The sequence below is a fragment of the Embleya hyalina genome (assembly GCF_003967355.1).
In the GTDB taxonomy this organism is placed as follows: Bacteria; Actinomycetota; Actinomycetes; order Streptomycetales; family Streptomycetaceae; genus Embleya; species Embleya hyalina.
The window spans coordinates 1-16,840 of the sequence record NZ_BIFH01000050.1; the positions used below are offsets into that span (position 1 = coordinate 1).

Genomic DNA, 16,840 nt, shown 5'->3' on the forward strand with positions numbered 1-16,840 from the left:
GCCGCGCACGCTGCCGGAGATCAGCCTGCAGCGCGACCGCGCCATCGCCGCGATGGCGTTCGCGATCGCCGGCCGCTCCTCCGAGGTCTCCGCGCTCACCGTCGCCGGCATCCGCCGGGTCGCCGAGGGCCTGGAGGTGCACGTGCCCTCGGTGAAGGGCCGGCCCGCCCGCGACGTGGCGGTCCACCACGGCGCCAACCCGCTCACCTGCCCGGTGCGTTGCTGGCTCGCCTGGCAGGCCGCCGCCGATCTCGTCGACGGCCCCGCGTTCCGCGCGGTCGACCAGGTCGGCCGCGTCGGCGCCGGCCCCCTGTCCCCGGACGGCTGTCGCATCGCCATCACCCGCGCCGCCGAACGCGCGGGCTTGGACGTGAAGTTGACCGGCCACTCCGCCCGGCGCGGACTGATCACCACCGGCCGCAAGCGCGGCAAGAAGCCCGAGAAGCTGCGCAAACAGTCCGGACACGCCGCGAACTCGCCGGTGTTCTGGTCCTACGTCGAGGAAGGCGAGATGTGGGAGGACGCCGCCACCGAGGACATCGGGCTGTAGGGCCGTCCGCGGGCCGTCGGTACCGAGCCCAGCGGTCACCGCTGGTCCTGCCGCTGTTTCCGGGTTCGGGACGCAGCGTCGAGGGTGGCCTTGGCAACGGCGGCGTAGATGGTGGTGACCGCGCCGACGAAGTCTTCAGTCGACTTCTCGCTCGCGCGCGAGTCGCACAAGATCGGGCGGGACAGCGGGAACGTCGCGTGAGACAGGACATCAGCAGGACCGACGCCAGATTTCGTCCGGGCGGGTGTGGTCGACGAGTTCGGCGATGCCGGGTCGCGGCGCCGGCGGCCTGCCCGTGGAGGAACCGGTGTGCCAGCGGGCCGGCCGCTTTCGGGTGAATCGGCGCCGGCGCCCGATGCCCGGGGCCATCCGTGTCGTTGGGCCCGGGGAAGGGATAGGGGCCGGCACGGGGTGGTGCCCGTGCCGGGTCGGCGTTCGGTCCTCGCGTGTACCTCCCGCGAGGATCCGGGCGTGTGGGTTGCCGCGGGGCCCATCGCGTGGGGGCGGGCCCCACGGCGACCCGTGGAACAACCGGGGTCGGCATGGCCGGTACCACTGCGAATCGCCGAGAAAGCGGTGGGCAGGCCCTGAGCCGCGGTGAACCGTTCCCACACCCGCCACGCCTTGGCGTAGGTGTCCGTCGTGTTGGCCGAGACGATCGCCTCGGCGACGGCGGTCGGCCGGGTCCTCAGTCTCGACCAGGCGGCGGGCGACATCGACGCGTGCCGGGCGGCCCACCGTGTCAGGAGTTCGCCACACGGGTCGGCCGGCTCGGGGCCGCCTTCGAGGACGTGTGTCGCCCTCGGGTGGTGACGCGTCCGGTTTGTCGCGTTGGGTAGGGGGAGGTTATCCGACGTGATGCCAACAGGGTTGGCACGACTCGGCGGCAACGACCCGTCGGGTCCCGACGTCCCGGGCGCCTCGCCGTTCGACCACACCTTCTACGCGATCGCCTCCGACGGCGACATGGCGGACGACGTGTACATCAGCCACGCGGGGACCGATGTATGCGTGGCGACGGCACCCGGCGACGGACGCGGAGCCGGCTCCTTCGGCCTGATCCACGAGTTCCTGCATACAAATGTGATGTCTTTTCGAGTGACTTCGACGGGCGTTGTCCACAGGCGCGTTCGCCCCTCGACCTGGGTGTTTCGACCGGGAAGGCCACGATCGCCTGTCCAGGATTGAACGCGCGGCGTGAGCGTCCGCCGCAGGTCGCGCCCCTGCGGCGTCCTCCGACCATGGACAGGGCGGGCCGGCTTTCAACGCCAGTGGGCGAATGTTCAACTCCACGGCGGACGCGTTCAACCCTGATCGGTGGTCCACAGAGGGTGCGGGATGCGGTGATCGCACGCGCGCGGCCGGCCTAGTCTGCTGTCGAGCTCATCGGGCCGCCGTCGGAAAACGGCGACGGCCCCCGGTGCCAGCCGGGAGCCGCCATATCGCAGATCCGTCCGATCGAGGAGGCAGCGTTGCCGCCCACCATCACCGACGAACCGCCCCCATGCTGTCACGCCGACCCACCGCCGGTCAGCCGGCCGTCCCGAAGCAGGTGGCGCCGACGCGCGTACACCGCGCTCGCCACCCTGCTCCTGGCCGTGCTGATGGGCATCGGTGAGGAGGCCGGCCACCACCTGGTGACCGACACCGTCCCCACCGTCGCGAGCATCGCGAAGTAGTCCCACACGGGCCCGGCGGCGTTCCCGACCAGGAATGCCTCCAGGCCCGTGTGGGCCGGCCGGAGAGGGCGCGGTCGCCGACGAGCCGACTCACCACCCCTTGGACAGCGTGGCGAGAATCGCCTTCATGTCCCGGTCGGAGACGGCCCGGACCGCCTGCCACAGGTTCACCCGATAGCGGGTGCTGCCGATCGACGCCGCCACGGCCAGTACGGCCACCTCGCTGGTGGACTGCGGCAGTCCCCGGTCGATCAGCTCGCCGACCGTGTCCCACTCGACCCACGGCCGGCCTTGGTCGTCCCGCGTTACCGCGGAGGCCAGGGCGCCGTCCCGGTCCAGCAACTCCCGCAGCCAAAAGCCCTTCCGGTGGCCGGCGAGCAGGCCCACGGCGGCGTGGACGGCCTCGTTGCCGACGTGCTGCAGGAGGATGCTCGCCGGATCGGACAGGGTGGCGTCGGTGGTGGTCATCGCGGTTCTCCGCTCGCTCGTTCGACTGCCCGGGTCAGGCCACCCGTTCGGGCCCGGCCGGGGAGGGGAAGCGGCCCGACGACCTCGGGGGATGGGCCGTCGGGCACACGGCGCCGGCCACGGGGAACGGACCGACCGCACACACGCACAACGACGCACGCACACGCCGGTGACGCACACACGGCCGTGCGTGTGTGCGGTCTTGTGCGTGCGCACGTTCTGTGTGTGCGCCTTCGATACACACGCACAGAACGTGTGAACACGGCTAAGCGCACGCCCTCGCCCGGAGCCGGCGTCAACGACTTACGCGATGCGTTCGGGTTCGTCGTCGTCCTCGGGCGCACAGGACGGGAGGGGACAGGTGCCCTCCTCTTCTCCGCAGCGGCCCAGCACGTTCAGAATCTCGTGGGCGAACGCGCGGGCCTCGATCCGGCCGTTGGGTGTGCCGGTCTCCGGGTCGTAGGTCGGCAGGTAGAAGCCCTCGCGGTTGATGACTCCCGTGCCGCGAAAGACCTGGAAGAGAGCCGAGTAGTCCTCGCCGTGCACGGTCGCCGCCTAGGTCCTGGTGGTCGGGTTCGTCTTCTTCAACATCGGTGCCGGTTCTCCCAGGCTCCACATGAATCCCCCGACGTCGACAACGAGCGCGGGTCCGACGGCGGCATGCGCCTTCCGGGTGACACGGCGCGGTTCGCCCCGCACCCTTCGCCGGCCGGCGCCCACCCCCTTAATCGGACCGGACATCGGCGCCGGATCGTGGAGACGAGCTGGGCGGCAACGGCGTCGGGCCTGTAGGTCGGGCCGTGGGGGCGGACCTACACCCGGACCTACAGCTCTACGTACGCGCGCGGGCGCGCGCGTAGAGCGGTCCGAATATTCCGAAAACCCCGTCACCGCCGGTCGACGGCGGCCGTAGCGTGCCGGGCATGACTTTCACGAACACCCGCGGGACGGACGCCTTTCCCGACGCGCAGCACGCGGCGATGGCGTTGGCCGACGCGTTCACCGAGCGGGATCGGGCGCGGTTCCTGACGTTGACCGCCGACGAGCGCGATGCCCAGCTCCTGGCTCGGCACGAACTCGCCTCCTACGTGGACGCGTTGTGGGAGGAGGCCAAGGCGGCCGGGCTGAACCCTGCGCTGGATTCCGCGTGGAAGGGCGTGGCTGGCATGCGGGACCTTCTGAGCGGCCTGAGCACCACCGCCGCGTTCCTGCTGCACGAGGGCCTGGACGACGAGTAGACGCGTCGGGCGTGGGCCGGCTCGCGCCTGTGCGGCCGCGCCGCGATCCGTACAGGCGACGACCCTCCTTTAGTCAAGATCCGGAACTTGACCAAAGGAGGGGCTCGTTCGCATCACCCCTGGTGGGGCGGGTTCGGGCCCTCGCGCGCGTACGCGCGCGAGGGTGGTCTCACAAGTCTCACAACCCGGGTCGGAAAGCGGGCTCGATCACGGCCGGGGCACGGGGCCGAAGTCGTGGCCGGGCGCCATCCACTCGTGCACTGCCATCCGCCGGTAGACGTTCGGCCCGACGACCCTGTCGTACTCCCCGGGGCCCGATCGGTCCAGGGCGTCGTTCCACTTGTGCATCCAGTAGCGGTCCGCGACCCAGTAGGCGGCCTCGGCGACGGACGACCCGTCGTAGAAGAGGAGGCTGTGGTCGCGGACCCGGCGCAGGGCCTCGGCGAGGACGGCCGGGGTGATCGGCACCCCCTTGCTGGCGGCGACGGCCGCGAGCCCGTCGTCGACCGCGTCCACCCCGTGTCCCAGGGCGTACTCCAAGGCCTCGATCGCGGCCTGGTGGCCGGCGACGAGGTATGCGGCGTACTTGGGGCCGCCGCGCTGCAGCCGGTCGGCGAACTGCTCGGCGGTGAACTCGGCACGGCAGCGGGCGACCAGCCCGGCCAGCATCGCGGGCCCGAGGGGATCGTCGGTGGTGTCGGTGGTCAGGCGCCGGCGGGCGGCGGTGTACGAGATGCCGTCGGCGGTGGCCAGTTCGCGGGCGGCCTTCTTGCGGTGCTTGTCGCTGGTCACGTCTCTCCCGAGTCCCGGGGACGGCGGCGACCCCACGCGTTGCCGCCGCGGGCACGTGGCCACGGACAGACGGATACCGGCGTGAGGCACTACCCCTTGTCCTCGGCGCCGTTCGCGGCGTGGGCGCGATACGGCTCGGAGTCGGGCCGACGCGAGGCGGCCGACCCTCACTGTAGGACGCCGCTGCTCCCGGCACCCACACCGCCGGGACCGGACCCGCCGTGTGTCGGCCGGCGGCGCACCGCCCCTTTTCGTCACGGCGCCGGGTGTGACGGTTTCTCGTCGTGCGGGGTGCCGGCCGGCGGGGTGTGCTGGAGGCATGGACGAGCATCCGATCGTGACCCTGACCCACCGTGTGATGGCGGCGACCGGCCTGGACCAGGCGGCCGCCGAGGCGCTGGTGCGGCAGGCGTGGGAGGCCGGTGTCGCCGAGGGCACACGGCGCCTGGCCGCCGATCTCGCGGCCGCACACCGCGAGATCGCCGAACTTCGCGTCGAAGCCGGCCACGACTGACCCGACCGGTCCCCGCGGTCCCACCTCCGGTACCGGCCTGGCGGCACCCCGCACCGTCCGAACGCGGGCGAACATGCTGGTAGGGGCCGCGTGGGGCGGATCCGGTGAGGGCGGGACACAAACGGGTGGGACCTGGCACGCGCACGCGGGCGCGCGTCGGTCGGTCCCATTGGTCCCACCTCACGGCGCCGGCGAACGCGGGCGAGCAGAGGCGGCGGCCTGGACCGGCGTCGCCCGACGGTGCCCACCGACGCGGGCCCGGGCGGCCGGTGCGGACACGCCGGGGATCGGGGCCGGCGGGAGAGGCCCCGATGCCGCCGAAGGTGGCATGGCGCCGTAGGCGAACACACAGCGCCGGCCGCGGAAGGCGCTACGGGCCGCCCTCGGTGACGCGCCAACGCGCATCGCATCGAGCGCGCTTCTAAGGGGTGTTGCTCTGGTCGCCCGGAGTCGGCGGTGGCGACTCCGGCGCGGGTGGTTCGGGGGCGTCCTGTATCCGCATCGCCTCGGTGATCGCGGCGGTGCGTTCCTGTGCGCTGAGGGAACTGGCGGCGTTCTCCAGCGCGGTGAAGTGACGTCGGCGATCCGCGCAGAGGTTCCGGGTGCGGGACCACGCGGTAAGGGCCGGAATGGCCGCGACGAGGATCCACAGGACGGCCAGGAGGAAGAAGGCCGCGACGATCCAGGCCGGCGCGTCGACGAGTACTGCGAGCACCGAGCCGACTCCGAGGCCGAGAGGTGGAATGGGGTTGGGGGCCTGCACTGGGCCGCCTTTCGGGCATGGCGGCAACCTCGCCGCCGATCTGGGCAACCGGGGTGTCCCGGTGGTGGCAGAGGTGGTGGGGCGGCGAGCGTCCGAGCGCGTCGCGGGGGGCGAGCGGCTTCGGCCGGACCCGAGCGGTCGTCGCGTCAACGTCGCGCTCTCGGCTGCGGGCATGAAGAAAGGCCCGAACCGGTGGTTCGAGCCTCGGAGTTGCGGGCGAGAAGATCGCCAGCCAACACGACGGTATGTTCGGTCCGCGCCGCCCGCAAGTCGGGACACGCTTTTCCACGGCGCCGACGTGGTAACCGCGTTCGTGGTCCGGGTCGGATGCGCCACCCGCCGCGCGCAACACAGGGGGACACGCGAAGACGCTGCCGACCCGGACCGCGCCCCGATACCCGGCCCCCGACCGGCACATGCGCGTTGTTGGGCTGTTCGGGCCGCAGTCGTTCAGGGCGTCGCCTGCCCCGTCGTTACGGGTGTCGCCTGCCCCGTCGTGCTTGGAGACGACGCCCCAGGCGCTGGCCGGATCGCAGGTCGGCGGGCTTTATGCACCCCCCGGGATGCGCAGTCTGTATATGGGTTCAGTCACGTGAACAACCCAATCCACCCTGCGCCGGCGGAGGTTGCCCTTCGTATTGCTTTTCACGTTGCTTTTCCTGTTGCCGTTCCTGTTGCCTTTCAGGTTGCTTTTCCTGTTGCCTGCCTCGTCCGTCCGCGGCCGGGAAACAGGCTGGTCAAGCCCCTTGTCCAGGGTCGGTCACGCTGCTGACTACTTCCCCTGGAGGGGGTGTCGGCCGGGGCGGGCCGCCCCGGCACCCCTCGACTACAGGGAGAACCCGTGCCCCGGCGCTGGCCCGGCGGGCGTCGGCGGCCGCCGATGCCGCTGCTGCTGTTGTTGGCGTTCGCGTTCCGCACGCTGCCGGCGGACCTGCTGCTCGCGGCGTTCGCGGTCGAGGTCGACGCGGAGGGCGTCCTCGGCGGCGGACCGCTCCGCGGGCATGTCGGCGCGCAGCGCGGCCTCTTCGCGCAGGCCTCGGGCGCGGTCGAGGTCGGCCTGCGCCTCGGTGCGGGCGGTCTCGGCGCCGGCGGCCGCGCGGGCGACCGCGTGGTGTGCGGTGGTGGTGTCGGCGGCGAGGGCGTCGGCGTGCAGGTGCGGCCAGTCGCGGTGCAGCGTCGCCAGCTCGGCGCGGGCGTCGATCGTGGCCGGGACCAGGCGGTGGGAGTCGCCGATCTCGCGGGCCCGGTGGCCGTGTTCGATGCCCGCGGCGTGGTCGGCCTGGTCGACCTCGGCGCGCACGGCCTCGATGCCGGCGGCGACCTGCGCGCGGGTGAGGCCGGCGTGCCACAGCCCGATCCTGCCGAGCCGACCGAGGCGTTCCAGCTCGCGCAACCGGGCGCGGGCGTCGTCCGCGCGGCGGCGGTGCTCGTCGGCCCACGCCTGGTGGTGGTCGGCGCGGTCGAGGTGGTCGGCGGCGGTCGCGGTCGTGCGGTACCGCTCCTCAAGGCGGCGCACGGCCGGACCCTGCCCGGCCTCGGCGGTGCGCAGGCCGGCGTCGGCCGCCAGGACCCGCTCGTGCGCGTCGTGTTCGGTGCGGGCGGCGCGGGCCTCGTGCTGCTGCGCGTGCGGGATGAGCACGTCGGTGGCGCGGCGGCCGAACGGGCGGGTGCGCATCGCGGCGAGAAGGTCGGCGCGTTCGCGGTCGGCGGCGAGGCGGGCCAGGGTCGCGCGGGCGCGGGCGAGCCGGTCCACCGCCGGCGCCGGTGCCGGCGCGGCGGGTTCCTGGAGTTCGTGGGTGGCGAGGGTGTCGGGTCGGTCGTGGGCGATCCGGTCGACGCAGGCGTCGACGGCGCGCACCAGGCGCTCCGCGTCGCCGCGCGGGGCACCGAGGCGGGCCCGGGTGGTGTCGTCCTCCAGCGGGGTCAGGGCGAGCCAGGTGTCGGTGCGCTCGCGGGCCCGAGTGATGCCCGGGTAGAGGGTGTGGGCGTCGGCGTCCACGCCGTAGGTGACGGCGCGGTCGCAGGTCAGGCCCTGGGCGGCGGCGATGGTCATCGCGTAGCCGTGGGACAGGTCGCCGCGGGCGATCCGCGCGGGGGCGATCCACGCCCGGGACAGGACGGGGCCGTCGGCGCCGTCGCGCCGCCACTCGATCCGCACACCCCGCTCGTCCTGGGCCAGGACGATGCCCCGGTAGCCGTTGAGGACGTCGGGGCCGGCTCCGCGCGACCAGGTGTTGCGGCGCACGCGGACGACGTCGCCCACGGCGAGGACCAGGTCGTCGCCGTCCGCGCGGCGGTACCGCACGTCGGGCCCGGCCAGTTCACCGCTGGTGCGGGCGTGTTTGCGGGCGAGGGCGTTGAGTTTTTCGGTGTCGGTGTTGCGGGCGGCGAGCATCAGCACCCGAGCGATGCGTTCGTGCGGGTCGGTGTCGATGTACTCGGTCCTGGCGTCGGCCCACGCGGTGACCATCTCGGCGTGGGCCTGCTCGGGCAGGTCGGTGGCGTGGATGCGGCTGGCGGCGGCGAGGGTGTGCAGGGCGCCGTGCCGGTCGCCCTCGCGCCACGCGGCCAACGCGTCGCGTTCGGCCGGGTCGCGTTGGCGGCGGTTCTCGGCGAGCGAGGGGCCTGCGGTGAGGCGGTGAACCTCGGCGAACAGGCCGCCGACGCCGATCGCGCGCAGCTGCAGCGGGTCGCCCACGAGGGCGATTTTCGTGTGGGAGCGGGCGGCCTCGACGCACAGGCGGGCGAGCATGCGGTCGTCGGACATCGCGGCCTCGTCGACGACCAGGACGTCGACGCCGTCGAACGCGTCACCGGCGTCCATGGCCATCGCCCACTGGGCGAGGTTGCGGGAGGCGATCCCGGCCTCGGAGTAAAGGTTCTCCGAGGCGACTGCGGCGGTGCTGGCGCCGCGCACGACCAGTCCGCGTGTCTCCCACGCCGCGCGGGCGGCCGTCATGAGCGTGGTCTTGCCCGCGCTGGCGGCGCCGGCGACGGCGTCGATCGCGTTCCCGCCGACCAACAGCCGGTCCAACGCTTCGACTTGTTCGGGGGAGTACTCCCAACCCTGGGCGACCTCGGCCACGCCCAGGGCGGCGGCGGCCGCGTCCGGGTCGACCTGCGCAAACCGCTCGCCCAGGCAGCCGGCGATGGTGTGGTCGATGACGGTCTGCTCGGCGGCGAGGATGTCGGCGGTGGTGTACCGGTCGGCGTGGGTCAGGCGGGTCGTACCCTCGTCGGGCAGGCGCACCGCGGCGTACAGGCCCGGCTCTCGCAGCACCGCGTCGACCAGGTCCTCGGCCTGGGCGACGTCGACCAGGCCGACGGGGATCGCGTCGATCACCGACGCCAACAGGTCCGCGCGCGTGAACGATTTGCGGTGCGCGGTCAGGCCGTTCTCCGGGTCCAGGACGATCGCGGCGATCTCGGTCGGCGTCGGCAGGATCGGCGGCGGCGTCCCGTACCCGGCCGGTGCGGGGCCGTCGGGTCCGCGCGGAATGGCGGCGCGGATCATCTCGTCGACGTCGACCAGGGCGGCGGCGCGCTCGCGCCACTCGGCGCGGACGTCCCGCTCGGCCGTCTCGTCGAGCTTGGCTTCCCGGCCCCGTGCTGCGGCGAGCTTCTTCTGCGCGGTCGAGGCGTCCTTCCCGGCTTCCTTGACCGCGTCGATCGAGCGGCGGCTGAACGCGGTGCGTACCGCCCGGTCGATGCCGACGACCTCCCACGCTCCGGTCGTCGCGTCCCGCTCCCACCGCATGCCGAAGCGTTCGCGGGTGAGGGTGCGCAGGCGGGCCTTGACCAGGCTGTCGGCCGCGCGGGCGTGCCGGTACAAGTCGCGGCCGCCGGAGCCGAAGACGCGCCATTTGCCGTCGACGGAGCGGACCATCGACGCCAGGTTCAGGTGGACGTGCAGGTGCGGATCCCCGGCGGTCGTGCCGATCGGGCGGGCGGAGCGGTGCACCGTCATCCACCCGAGCAGGCCCGAGGACTCAACCCGGTCCGGGGTGTGGCCGTCGCCGCTGTGGCCGCTGAGGGTGTACCCGACCCACGACTCCACGGCCGTCCCGGCCTCCCATGCGGCCTCCAGGAACGTCCGCTCCAGCGCGTCGGCCAGGTCGTCGGGGGCGAGGGCCACGGCCGCGCTGAACGACTTCGGCAGGTCCAGGACGAGGTCGGCGCCGCGGTTGCCGATGCGGACCCGGGCACCGGCGTGCTCGCGCGCGGTCGCCAGCTCGTCCGCCGGATACAGGTCGTCCAGCGTGGTGCCGGTGGCGTGTGCAGCCGCCGCCGCGATCTTCTCCAGGTCCTTCACCGGCACCCGGTAGGCATCGCCCTTGCGGCCGTTGATGCCGCGTTCGGCCCGTTCCACCCGCTCGACCAGGCGCGGGTCGCCCAGCACCTCGACCAGCGGCACGCCCGCCTCGGCGGCGGCCGCCCGGACCGCCTGCAGCAGCGGTCCGGGCGCGAGCTTGCCGGCCGGGTCGACGGCCATCTTCGGGGCCAGGAGCACGGTGCCGTCGCGGGGGTCCTTGCCCGACATCAGCAGCCGCGCGGCGTCCGGATCGACCTGGCTGCGGGCCTCGATGCCGACCTCGGCCAAGCCCTTGCCGAACCAGATGAGGTCGCCGGCCGCGCCGGCGGTGCGGTACGCGACGGGGGCGTCCTGGTCGCATCCGCACTCGGCGGTGAGGCGGTAGTCGACCTGGGCCATGTCGGGGCCGATGGCGGTCACCCATGCCATCCCCACCACCCCCGACCGGTCGCTTCGCCCCGATTCGTCACCCGGCGCGCATTGCGCATCGCGAGATGCCTTGGTACTTACCGATGTTGATCTTGATGCGCGACGTGGGTCGATCCTATGGTGTTGTCGTCGGCCATGAAAACGTCTGCGGGTTTTGCCAGTCGGTGTCAGCGGTTCCGCCATGAGGTTTGTCAGCGGCGGTGCCGTGGCCAGCGGCTGCGGTCGGTGAGCGGTAGCTCGCGGAGGTCGAGGCTGTAGAAGGCGGCCAGTCGGTCGTCTTTCCGCAACCGGCGGCTCACTCCGGGTCGTCCTCGACGGCATGACGTCGCCCCTGGCACCTTCGCCCACACCCCCACCGTGGCCGCACTGCGCCGAGGGAGCCACCCCGGGCGACCCGGTCGGCTGCCGAGGCATCCACGTCACCGGGCACACACGATGCCTCGCCCACCTCAACACCGCCGACCGGGCCACATACCTCGCGACCGTGACTCCCGGCTCCGACGTCGACCACCGCGGTACCACCTTCGACGAACCCCTGCTGATCGAACTTCTCGCCGCGCTCCGCGACCCGACCACCTACCGGCCGCACCTCGGCAACGCCCGGTTCGACCACGCGACGTTCTCCGCCCACGCCCGCTTCGACAGGGCGACGTTCTCCGCCGACGCCCGGTTCGACCGCGCGACGTTCTCCGCCTACGCCGGGTTCGGCGGCGCGACGTTCTCCGCCAACGTCCGGTTCGACCACGCGACGTTCTCCGCCAACGCCCGGTTCGACAGGGCGACCTTCTCCGCCCACGCCCGCTTCGACAGGGCGACGTTCTCCGCCAACGCCGGGTTCGGCAGCGCGACGTTCTCCACCAACGCCCGGTTCGAACACGCGACGTTCTCCGCCAACGCCGGGTTCGGCGGCGCGACGTTCTCCGCCCACGCCCGGTTCGATAAAGCGACCTTCTCCGCCGAGGCCGGGTTCGACGGCGCGATATTCGCCGCCGACGCTCGATTCGACAGCGCGGCGTTTTCCGCCCATGCCCGGTTCAACTACGCGACGTTCTTCACCCACGCCTGGTTCAACCACGCGACGTTCTCCGCCGACGCCCGGTTCGACCACGTGACGTTCTCCGCCCACGCCCGGTTCGAACACGCGACGTTCTCCACCAACGCCGGGTTCGGCTATGTGGTGGTGGGCGGGGATGCCGGTTTCCGGGGTGTCCGGTTCGAGTCTGCGTCGGTGTTGGGGCCGTTGTGGTGTTGGGGGGTGTTGGATCTGTCGGGAGCCGTGTTCGCCGCCCCGGTGGTGATCGAGGCCGCGGCCGCGAGGATGTGGTGTGTGCGGACGCGGTGGGAGGCGACCGCGACGTTGCGCCTGTGGCATGCCACTCTCGACATGAACGGCGCGGTCCTCAACTTCCCCTTGGCCGTCGTCTCGGCCGCCGGCGAGACCGACCCGGTGCGGGTGGAGACCATCGGCGGTGTCGACGCCGCGCACCTGGTCCTGACCGACACCGACCTCACCACCTGCCGATTCCTCGGCGCGTTCCACCTCGACCAACTCCGTCTGGAGGGCGACACCCGCTTCGCCCGCACACCCACCGGAACCGACCCACTCCGCGGAGTACCCCTACGCTGGACCGGCCGCCTGGTCCTTGCCGAGGAACACCACTGGCGCGCCCTGCCCTTGCCCGGCCGCCGCCCGCGACAACGCGCCGGCTGGACCCCCGCCCCACCGCACCCCACCGGCTCCGCGCCCACCATCCCGGGGCCGGCCGCGCTCGCCGCGCTGTACCGCCAACTCCGCAAAACCTTCGAGGACGGCAAGGACGAACCCGGCGCCGCCGACTTCTACATGGGCGAAATGGAAATGCGCCGCCTCGACCGCCGCCCCGGCCGCTCCCGCGCCGAACGAGGACTCCTCACCGCCTATTGGGCCCTGTCCGGCTACGGCCTGCGCGCCTCCCGCGCTCTCGCCTGGCTCGGCCTCGCCATGACCACCACCGTTCTCGCCATGATGCTGTGGGGTCTGCCCACCAGCGACCCGAAACCGAAGGTGACAGGCACGCTCCCCGCCGCGGGACAAGCGGTGGACCTGACCGTCGATACCGGCGACCCCACCCTCACCGGCACCACCCACGACCACCTGACCGGCATACGCGCCGAGAAGGCCACCCGCGTCGTCCTCAACTCCGTCGTCTTCCGCTCCAGCGGCCAAAACCTCACCACCGCAGGCACCTACATCGAGATGACGTCCCGCTTCCTCGAACCCGTCCTCCTCGGCCTCGCAGCCCTCGCCATCCGAGGCCGCGTCAAACGCTGAAACCACTGACATCTGGTCATGGCGGAAGGCACTGACAAGTTCATGTCCGACAACACCCGTGGTGCCGGTGGTAGGGCCGTGGCCGCGTGTCGGCGGGCCGGGATGCGGGGGTGTACGGGCGGTCGGAGGATGGTCGTAGAGGTGATCGCCATGGGCAAGTCGAGCAGCGGAAAAGGCGGCCACAAGGGTGGCGGCGGGCACGGCCGGTCCGGCGGGCACACGCCGATGACGTCGGCGGCCGCGTCCCGGATCCAGTCCTCGTCGGCGAAGAACCCGAGCAGCCGGTCGGCCGAGACCGACTTCGCGCCGCGCGCGCAGTCGGCGGCCGCGTCGAACGAGTCGGGCACCGGGGGCTCGGGGCGGAGGTGACCACGGCCGTGACGTCCGCCTCGCCGCGCCGATGCGTGCAGTGCGACGAACGGCTGCCGGTCGGGGCGCGGTCGGACGCGGTGTTCTGCTCGGCCGCGTGCGCGGCCAGGGCGCGGCGTCGGCGCCGGGCGTTCGACGAGTACGCCGCGATCCACGCCGCACTGACCGGCGGCGAACGCGACCGCGTGGCGGTGCGGTGCCCGGTGTGCGGTCGGCTGTTCATCCTGGGCCACCCTCGTCGGCGGGACGCGGTGTACGACCGGGACGCGTGTCGATCCGCGGCCTACCGGGCTCGGCACGGCCACGGAGTCCCTACGCGCACCCGTGACGGGTGACCTGGCCGACCGAGCCCCTACGCGCACCCGTGACGCACACGACCGGCCGGCGCACCGCACGGTGCGGTGCGCCGGTGACCGCACGGTGCGGTGGGCAGCGCACCGGTGCGCTGCAGGTCGGACCGGTGACCGCGCCGACCGGGTGGGCGGTGGGTGACCCGGTCGGTGCGGTGGCGACCGCACGGTGCGGTCGGTCGGTGCGGTCGGTGCGGTCACCGGGTGCGGTGGGGTGCGCGATGATCCGGGGGTACGCACCGGTGCGGTCGAGGGGTTGGGGTCGATGGTCGACGACGCGGGACGACGGCGACTCGGACGAGGACCGGCCGCGCCGCCGGACGGCGATCCGATCGACCGCGGGGACCATCGGCGCCCCGGTCCGTTCGAGCACCTGGCGGGCATCCGGCCAGCCGAGACGGCTCCACCGGCGCCCGAACCAACGAGTCGCCGGAGTCTGGGACGCGGCAGCAGCGGGCGGAACAACTAGCCGGCGCGTCGCGCAGCAAGTTGTCCCGAGAGCAATGCTCTCGGGGGCGGCCGACGTCGGCCGAGCAAGTTATGCCCAATGCAATGCACGCCGGCGGGCTGCATTGCTTTGGGCAGGCACGCCCCGGGGGTGGCGGGCTCGTCCGCGCCTTCGGGCGGCCGCCGCGCTGCCCCCGGCACGGCCTCCTTCGGACACTCCTCGCCCGCTTTGCGTGGCGTGGAGTTTCCGAAGGGACAGCTTGCTGTGCGAGCCGTCGCCGGACCTTCGGCGAGCGTTCGTCGAGGACTCGGCGAGGCCTCGGCGAGGGCTCGCCGACTTTCTGCGAGGGCTCGTCGAATTTGCCGCCTGTCCGGTGTTCTTGCTGGTCGGGCCGCATTCGTCGAGCCCTCGGCGAGGCCTCGCCGAGGGCTCGTGGAGGCCTCGCGGGGATGGGGCGCCTGGACCTAGGACCTAGGACCTAGGACCTATCCCTGCGGGGCCGCGCCTGTGGCACGAGCACCGGTGCGGACCGATGCCGACCTGTCACCTCAGCCTGCCGCCAGCACACCCGCTGCGGCGGCACAGCCGGGACTCGTCGGCGTCGACTTCGAGGACCAGGTGCTCCCGGTCCAGGCGTCCGGGCCGGCTGCATCCCGCGCTGGGTAGGGACCTGCCCTTCAACACCACCGCGCGGTGGAGTCGGCCCCCGGGGCGGCCCCACACGGGCCCGTACACCGGTGCTCGTCCGTCCAGCAGATACGCGTCGGCCACTCTCGAACCCCTCGTCAGTCGGCGTACAGCTCGCGGTAGGTCTCGGCGTGCTCGGCGTGGTGGGCCAGGCCCTCCTCGGTGGGCCACACGATCCACAGCCGTGCCCCGTCGTCGACGCTGTATCGGCGGCCGTTGAGGTCGGTGACCTCCCGCTCGGCGGCCAGCGCGACGCCGCGGTGGTCGAGCAACCGGTCCAGCGCGCCGGCCGACCGGGCGACGTGGGCGAGCGCGGCGCGGCTCGACCCGTGGGGCAGGTCCGCGATCGCGGGCGGGCGCGTCTCGTCCCGGTGGCTGCCGAACAGGTAATAGCGCAGATGGTTCTCACCGGCCGCGTGGCAGCCCACCAGGTGGTCCAGCGCCCGCCACGCGGTGCGGCCGAGCAGTCCGCGCGGGCGCGGCGGGGCCTTGTGGTCGACCAGGCCGGTGTGGGCGCCGTCGAGGCGGTGGGCCGGCTCGGGAGCGTCGACGCCGGGATGCAGTTCGCGGTAGCAGGCCCAGTGCGTCTCGTAGTGTTCGCGGCCGGCGTCGTTGATCCGGTGCGTGCCCCGGGGCCCGTCCTCGATCCACTCCTCGCCCCGCCGGTTGTACAGCTGCAGGCAGGCGTTCCAGCTCGGCTCGCGCAGCCCGCCGCGTTCGCTGGAGAACCCGCCGAGCAAATCCGCCCGGTAGAACGCACTCAGAGTGGACCACACCCACTCGCTGACCAGGCCGCGCGGCGGCGAGACCGGCGCGGTGATCCCCCGGCCAGCCCGGGCCGCCGCCCGCCCGGCCGGGGTGAGCCGCACCCGCACGCACGGGGTCGTGCCGAACAGACTCTGGATCCAGTCGTCCTGACGCTCGACCAGTCCGCGCGAGGCCAGAGCGGCGAGGGTGGAGCCGGCTCCGGGGTCGAGGTGGCCCCGGTAGGAGATCGTCGACTGGATGGTGGTGTGTCCCGAGTCCGCGCTCGCGACGGTGTACAGCAGCCACCGCCACTCCGACGCCGGCCGGGACGGAGCCCAATCCGTCGCGCTGCCCCGCGCGTTGCGCTCGGCCGCCTGGTCCGCGTCGTAGATCGTCGCGAGGTAGAGCCGCTGCCGGTCGTTGAGGCCGTTCCACGCCTCGGCGGCGCGGCGCCGGCGGGCGTCGACGTTCTCGGGCACCTCCACCGGCCCCGGCAACGCCGGCTCCCTCCGAGCCGAACGCGCGGGCCGCGCCGCGGGCTTCCGCTGCGCGGCCCGCGCGTTGGGCTCCGGGGCCGGCGCCGGGTCGGGCATCGGTGGCGGGTCCTCGACCGGTACCGGAGCGACCTCGGCCGCCGGCGCCGGGCCCGGCTCGACGTCGACGACGGCGGGCGGGACGGGCGGGGCCTCGGCCGGGTCGGTGTCGGGCGGGACCAGGCGGGCGAGCGCCCGCAGGCCGGCCAGGGCGCGCACTGCGGCGGCGGCCGCGACCGCCTGGCGGTGCGCGACGCGCAGCTGCTCGCCGGTCAGGCCCAGGCCCGACAGGTCGGCGGCCAGGGCGCCGTCGCGCAGGCCTGCCCGCACGTCGTCGAGCGCGACCGCCAGCTCGTCGCGCAGCTGCTGCTCGCCCGGCGCGTGCCGCTGCCGGTAGGCGGTCTGTTTGCACGCCGCGCTGCAGTGCCGGCGGGGCCGCCCACGCCGAGTCTTGCCGCCGAGTGTCGTCCCGCACACCTCGCACCGCCACGCGCCCGCCTCGGCGGCCGCGCGCTCCGGAGTCCCCGCACCGATTTTCGTCACAGGCACGATTGTTACCTAATCGGGGTGGGCGTGGGTTGGGGTTCACCCGATCGGTTCCGCCGTCGGATCGGTTCCAAGAATCCGACCGGCCGTGAGGCCGGCACCGG

The 16,840-nt window shown here is 73.2% G+C and carries 13 protein-coding genes; 7 read left to right on the top strand and 6 right to left on the bottom strand.

Features of this window, described 5'->3' with window-relative positions; translation table 11 throughout:
- The coding region (locus EMA17_RS45755) for a site-specific integrase (RefSeq protein WP_148112344.1) at window positions 1-550 on the top strand (550 nt) is incomplete at its 5' end.
- Between the two features lie 1,472 nt (window positions 551-2,022).
- Window positions 2,023-2,229 carry a hypothetical protein gene (locus EMA17_RS45765; protein WP_126643151.1) on the top strand — a complete coding sequence of 69 codons (207 nt, stop codon included), beginning with the start codon at window positions 2,023-2,025 and terminating at the stop codon, window positions 2,227-2,229.
- A 90-nt stretch (window positions 2,230-2,319) separates the two neighbouring features.
- On the opposite strand, the gene EMA17_RS45770 is transcribed toward EMA17_RS45765, so the two are convergent.
- Window positions 2,320-2,697, bottom strand: a complete 378-nt coding sequence (locus EMA17_RS45770; RefSeq protein ID WP_126643152.1) for a hypothetical protein — start codon at window positions 2,695-2,697, stop codon at window positions 2,320-2,322.
- A 303-nt stretch (window positions 2,698-3,000) separates the two neighbouring features.
- Window positions 3,001-3,243, bottom strand: a complete 243-nt coding sequence (locus EMA17_RS45775) for a hypothetical protein (RefSeq protein ID WP_126643153.1) — start codon at window positions 3,241-3,243, stop codon at window positions 3,001-3,003.
- Window positions 3,244-3,620: 377 nt separating this feature from the next.
- Here EMA17_RS45775 and EMA17_RS45780 point away from each other — a divergent pair, with 377 nt between their 5' ends.
- Window positions 3,621-3,935 (top strand): hypothetical protein, encoded by a 315-nt coding sequence (locus EMA17_RS45780; RefSeq protein ID WP_126643154.1) that lies wholly within the window; start codon window positions 3,621-3,623, stop codon window positions 3,933-3,935.
- 207 nt (window positions 3,936-4,142) lie between these two features.
- Here the strand turns inward: EMA17_RS45780 and EMA17_RS52315 are convergent, their stop codons facing one another.
- On the bottom strand, window positions 4,143-4,727 hold the full coding sequence (locus EMA17_RS52315; protein WP_160161805.1) for a hypothetical protein: 585 nt from the start codon (window positions 4,725-4,727) through the stop codon (window positions 4,143-4,145).
- A 319-nt stretch (window positions 4,728-5,046) separates the two neighbouring features.
- On the opposite strand from EMA17_RS52315, the gene EMA17_RS45790 reads away from it, so the two are divergent.
- Window positions 5,047-5,241, top strand: coding sequence for a hypothetical protein (locus tag EMA17_RS45790; RefSeq protein ID WP_126643155.1), 195 nt, complete (start codon window positions 5,047-5,049; stop codon window positions 5,239-5,241).
- Between the two features lie 421 nt (window positions 5,242-5,662).
- On the opposite strand, the gene EMA17_RS45795 is transcribed toward EMA17_RS45790, so the two are convergent.
- Window positions 5,663-5,956, bottom strand: coding sequence for a hypothetical protein (locus EMA17_RS45795; RefSeq protein WP_126643156.1), 294 nt, complete (start codon window positions 5,954-5,956; stop codon window positions 5,663-5,665).
- 874 nt (window positions 5,957-6,830) lie between these two features.
- Window positions 6,831-10,745: a MobF family relaxase gene (gene mobF / locus EMA17_RS45800; RefSeq protein WP_218043263.1), complete on the bottom strand. Its 3,915-nt coding sequence runs from the start codon at window positions 10,743-10,745 to the stop codon at window positions 6,831-6,833.
- A gap of 319 nt (window positions 10,746-11,064) precedes the next feature.
- Here mobF and EMA17_RS45805 point away from each other — a divergent pair, with 319 nt between their 5' ends.
- From EMA17_RS45805 to EMA17_RS45815, 3 genes are all read left to right on the top strand, one after another.
- A complete protein-coding gene (locus EMA17_RS45805; RefSeq protein WP_126643158.1) occupies window positions 11,065-13,056 on the top strand; it encodes a pentapeptide repeat-containing protein in 1,992 nt (663 codons plus the stop codon).
- Between the two features lie 150 nt (window positions 13,057-13,206).
- A complete protein-coding gene (locus EMA17_RS45810; RefSeq protein ID WP_126643159.1) occupies window positions 13,207-13,425 on the top strand; it encodes a hypothetical protein in 219 nt (72 codons plus the stop codon).
- A gap of 8 nt (window positions 13,426-13,433) precedes the next feature.
- Window positions 13,434-13,760 (top strand): hypothetical protein, encoded by a 327-nt coding sequence (locus EMA17_RS45815; protein WP_126643160.1) that lies wholly within the window; start codon window positions 13,434-13,436, stop codon window positions 13,758-13,760.
- 1,248 nt (window positions 13,761-15,008) lie between these two features.
- Here the strand turns inward: EMA17_RS45815 and EMA17_RS45820 are convergent.
- A complete protein-coding gene (locus tag EMA17_RS45820; RefSeq protein ID WP_126643161.1) occupies window positions 15,009-16,733 on the bottom strand; it encodes a hypothetical protein in 1,725 nt (574 codons plus the stop codon).
- Window positions 16,734-16,840: the final 107 nt, after the last annotated feature.

Bases quoted from the DNA above. Each gene is read 5' to 3' on its own strand.
- EMA17_RS45770 (WP_126643152.1), bottom strand. From the start codon at position 2,697: ATGACCACCACCGACGCCACCCTGTCCGATCCGGCGAGCATCCTCCTG.
- EMA17_RS45780 (WP_126643154.1), top strand. From the start codon at position 3,621: ATGACTTTCACGAACACCCGCGGGACGGACGCCTTTCCCGACGCGCAG.
- EMA17_RS45790 (WP_126643155.1), top strand. From the start codon at position 5,047: ATGGACGAGCATCCGATCGTGACCCTGACCCACCGTGTGATGGCGGCG.
- mobF (WP_218043263.1), bottom strand. From the start codon at position 10,745: ATGGCATGGGTGACCGCCATCGGCCCCGACATGGCCCAGGTCGACTAC.
- EMA17_RS45805 (WP_126643158.1), top strand. From the start codon at position 11,065: ATGACGTCGCCCCTGGCACCTTCGCCCACACCCCCACCGTGGCCGCAC.
- EMA17_RS45810 (WP_126643159.1), top strand. From the start codon at position 13,207: ATGGGCAAGTCGAGCAGCGGAAAAGGCGGCCACAAGGGTGGCGGCGGG.